This window comes from Polaromonas sp. (genome assembly GCF_039930745.1).
GTDB lineage: Bacteria > Pseudomonadota > Gammaproteobacteria > Burkholderiales > Burkholderiaceae_C > Polaromonas.
In genome coordinates this window covers 1-4,179 of sequence record NZ_JBDTTH010000169.1, presented here as the reverse complement: position 1 = coordinate 4,179, position 4,179 = coordinate 1, and the positions used below count along the sequence as shown (strand labels likewise).

At 63.6% G+C, this 4,179-nt stretch carries 2 protein-coding genes and 2 pseudogenes; 2 read left to right on the top strand and 2 right to left on the bottom strand.

Annotated features, from left to right (window positions below; genetic code table 11):
* Nucleotides 1-894, top strand: a pseudogene (locus ABI660_RS23145) (DNA repair protein RecN); the annotation flags it as partial.
* The gene (rapZ, locus tag ABI660_RS23140) at nucleotides 891-1,781 is read left to right on the top strand and encodes an RNase adapter RapZ (protein WP_348072563.1); all 891 of its coding nucleotides are present in this window, start codon (nucleotides 891-893) and stop codon (nucleotides 1,779-1,781) included. The pseudogene ABI660_RS23145 and the gene rapZ, both read left to right, overlap by 4 nt.
* A gap of 89 nt (nucleotides 1,782-1,870) precedes the next feature.
* Here the strand turns inward: rapZ and mutY are convergent, their stop codons facing one another.
* Nucleotides 1,871-2,923: an A/G-specific adenine glycosylase gene (mutY, locus tag ABI660_RS23135; RefSeq protein WP_348072564.1), complete on the bottom strand. Its 1,053-nt coding sequence runs from the start codon at nucleotides 2,921-2,923 to the stop codon at nucleotides 1,871-1,873.
* Nucleotides 2,924-2,997: 74 nt separating this feature from the next.
* Nucleotides 2,998-4,179, bottom strand: a pseudogene (locus ABI660_RS23130) (dynamin family protein); the annotation flags it as partial.

The following is a 4,179-nucleotide window of genomic DNA, read 5'->3' as shown; positions in this document are numbered from 1 at the left end:
AATCAGGAGCACATTGAGCCCGAATTCAAAGGGCTGACCGAGGTTTTGGGCAGTGCCCTGGCACAGATTGAAGATGCTGTGCATTCGCTGCACGGCTATGCGCGGCATGCCGAGCTGGAGCCGCAGCGCCTCGCCGAGCTGGACGAGCGCCTTTCGCTCTGGGTCAGCCTGGCACGGCGCTACAAACGCACGCCGGCAGAGCTGCCGGAGTTGCTGGCTGGCTGGCGCAGCGAGCTGCACAAACTCGATGCCGCGGCCGACCTTGTGGGCCTGGAAAAGACCGAGCAGGTGGCCAAGGCCGCCTATATCGACGCAGCCCGCGCCGTCTCCAAAGCCCGAACCAAAGCGGCGCCCCTGCTGGCCAAAGCCATCACCGAAGCGATGCAGGGCCTGGGCATGCAGGGCGGCAAATTTGAAGTAGCGCTGGGCAAGCTGGAGCAGCCTGCCCAGCACGGGCTTGAGCAAGCGGAATTCCTGGTAGCCGGCCACAGCGGCAGCACGCCGCGGCCGGTCGGCAAGGTAGCTTCCGGCGGCGAGCTGTCGCGCATTGCGCTGGCCATTGCGGTCACCACCAGCCAGCTTGGACAGGCGCAGACCCTGATTTTTGATGAGGTGGACTCGGGCGTGGGCGGCGCCGTTGCAGAAACCGTGGGCCGCCTGATGAAGCAGCTCGGCAAGGACCGCCAGGTCATGGCCGTCACCCACCTGCCCCAGGTTGCCGCCTGCGCCGACCAGCACCTGATGGTGGCCAAACGCAGCGACAAGGGACAGACCGTCAGCACGGTTGAGCCAGTTCACGGCGAGCAACGCGTTGCCGAAGTGGCCCGCATGCTGGGCGGCGAAAAGCTCTCCGGCACCACGCTGGCCCACGCCAAGGAAATGCTGGGGCAATGAACGCCGGCCCGGACCCCACGCCCAACCTGGACATGGTGCTGATCACCGGCATGTCCGGTTCGGGGAAATCCGTCGCGCTACACGCGCTGGAGGACGCAGGCTACTACTGCGTGGACAACCTGCCGCCGGAACTGCTCCTGCCCTTTGTCGCACTGGAAAAGCAGCATGGCGCCAGCAAGGTGGCCATCGCAATGGATGTGCGCAGCGCCACGTCCTTGCCCCTGGTGCCGCTGCAGCTCGCGCAGATGCAGGAGCAAGGCGTGGCCGTGCAATCCATCTTTCTTGACGCCAGCACCGACACGCTGGTGCGGCGTTATTCGGAAACACGGCGCTTGCACCCGCTGTCGCGGCGCGACGATTCCGACCAGCACCGCGCGCTGGTCGATGCAATTGACGAAGAGCGCGAACTGCTTGGCGACATGCGCGAATACGCCCATGTCATTGATACCAGCATGATCCGCGCATCCCAGTTGCAAGGTTATGTGAAGGCCCTGATTTCCTCACCCGTCACCCAGCTGACGCTGGTGTTTGAATCGTTTGCCTTCAAACGCGGCGTACCGGTCGATGCCGACTACGTGTTTGACGTGCGCATGCTGCCCAACCCGCATTACGAGCCTGAACTGCGCCACCTGACCGGCAAGGACGAAACCGTGGTGAACTACCTGCAGGGCCACGCCGAGGTTGGCGACATGTTCCGCCACATTGAGCAGTTCCTGGCCCACTGGCTGCAGGCGCTGGCCCGTGACCACCGCAGCTATGTGACCGTGGCCATCGGCTGCACCGGCGGCCAGCATCGCTCGGTTTACCTGGTCGAGCAACTGGCGCGGGCCTTCAGCCCGCACTGGGTCACGCTCAAGCGCCACCGGGAACTCGACGCCGCCCTGTAGCAGGAGCATTGAATCACTATAGTTTTGATAGCTGCTTGCGCCCGCCAGCAAAGGGCTAAAGGCCTTTTTTGCTAAAGAAATGGTCTTTTTCAGCTCTGCCGCTGCTGCAGCAGCTTTCTGACCGGTGCGGGCAATCCCAGCCCTTCCCAGGCATCCCGCGCAAACCAAGCGCCGGCACCCGGCAAAGCGGCAGTTTTGGCCTCGCGGGGCGACAAGGTCAGCACCATGGGCGACAGACGCAAGTCTTTATGCGTCAGCACATGCACAAAGGGCTGGATCGCTACCAGGCGTCCTTGCCAGGGCAAGGGCAGGGCCGCCAGCAAATCCTCTTCGCTGTCGAATACCGGAAAACAATACAGCCCACCCCAGATACCGGGCACAGCACGGCGCTCCAGCCACACGGAACCATCGCGCTTTTCCGCCCACAGCAGGGACAGCGATTGCGCGCTGCGCTTGAGCTTTCGGGTCTTGACCGGGTAGTTTTCCGGCGTGCCGCCTGCCCTGCCTTGGCACATAGCCTGCACCGGACACAGCAGGCAGGAGGGCTGGCGCGTCGTGCAGATCGTCGCGCCCAGGTCCATCACCCCCTGTGTGTAGCGTGGCATGTTGTCCACCAGCTTGCGGCTTGGCAACAGCGTGGTGGCGATTTCCCACAACAGGCGTTCCTGGGCGCTGGACGCCAGGTCACCTGAAAACGCCGTGACCCGTGTCAAGACCCGTTTGACATTGCCGTCAAGGATGGCCACTCGTTCGGAAAAACAGAAAGAGGCAATCGCCGCCGCCGTCGAGGGGCCAATGCCCGGCAGTGACTGCAGCAGCTCTGCATTTTTCGGAAACTTCCCGCCGTGCAAACGTACAACGTCTTGTGCGCAGCGGTGCAGGTTGCGCGCGCGGCTGTAGTAGCCCAGCCCGCTCCACAGGCCCAGCACATCGTCCAGCGGCGCAGCCGCAAGATCTGTCACCGCGGGAAAGCGCTGCAAAAACCGCGTGTAGTAGTCCAGTACGGTGGCCACCTGGGTTTGCTGCAGCATGATTTCGGACAGCCAGACACGGTAGGGATCGCGCGTGTTCTGCCAGGGCAGGCTATGGCGGCCATGGCTTTTTTGCCAGCGCACGATGTGGGCAGAAAAGTCCCCGTCCAATGCCGCGGTGTACGAAGCCGGTCCGGCTTCTTCAAGGTGCCGCGAGGGCACGCCGGCGCCAGCCATCCGCGCCCTCAGGCGGCCTGGGTCAGCGCCGCGGCAGGAGAAGCAGGGGCGGGCTCGTGCGGGCTGGCCGGCGCATTGACCAGCTGGTCCGTGAGTTCATCAAGCTTGCCGTCCAGCTCGGTGAGCGCCTGCTCTTGGGCATCGATTTCCGAGATGCGTTCGTCCAGGCCCGTTGCGGCATGCTGGATGCGTTCGATGGCTTCAATGCGCCGGCCGAAGTTGCGCCTGCGCTCCTTCAGCTGGGCATCCAGCTGCGAAGCAGCCGACTTGTTCCACAGCTCGACTTCGCCCAGTGCGGTCTCATACACCACGCGCAGCCGCGTGGCCAGGGCGCGCACCAGCCGCTCGGAAAATTCCGGCTGCGCCAGCTTGAGGATGTTGGCCACGCCCAGGTATTGCAGATGGCTGCGCTCGATCTGCTCGAGGTCCACCATGAAGCGGTCCATCTGGGGCTCTTTGGGGGCCTGCAGGGAAAAACCGAATTCGGAATTGAGTTGCTTGAAGGACCCGCTGAGCATGTTCTGTATTTCGGCGCTGGTCGTTCTGGCTTTTTGCAGGCCTTCGCGCAGACGTGCAAAAGTCTGGCCATACGCTTTTTTGACGCCCAGCTTGATGCCGGGCTGCTTGAGCGCCTCGGTCAGCTCGGCCAGCTCCGTCTTGAGCGTGGGAGTTCCCAGCAGATGAAACACTTCCCTGAGCAGTTTCAGGTGGATGGAGCGCACGGCCTGTATCTTGGCGCCGCTGGTGTTGAACTCGCCATGCTCCTGCTCGATGCGCGAGCGCATGTGTTTGATGACGGAGTCGTTCTTTCCGCGCAGGCCGCGCAGCTCGATCATCTGCTCGGCCAGGTCGCGGCGACGGATGTGGATGACACGTCCGGCCTCGGCGCGCAGCTCGACAATGCCTGCTGCCACCGCAGAGCGCAGTATCTTTTGCCGCTGCCCCATCACGCCCTGGGCCAGCGCCAGCTCCAGGCCCGGCAGGCAACTGGCTTTGAGCAGCTTGTCGTCGCCGGTGACCTTGGCCACCAGGCCTTTTTGGGCCGAAACTGGAATCACCTGCGCCATCGGCAAACCGAGGATTTCCGCAGAGGTGGCGCGCTGCCGGTCAATCTGAGCCTGAATTTGCGCGGGCGAGCTCAGGGCATCCCACAAGGTGTCGATCTTGTTGAGCACCACCAGGCGGGCGTC

Bases quoted from the DNA above. Each gene is read 5' to 3' on its own strand.
- rapZ (WP_348072563.1), top strand. From the start codon at position 891: ATGAACGCCGGCCCGGACCCCACGCCCAACCTGGACATGGTGCTGATC.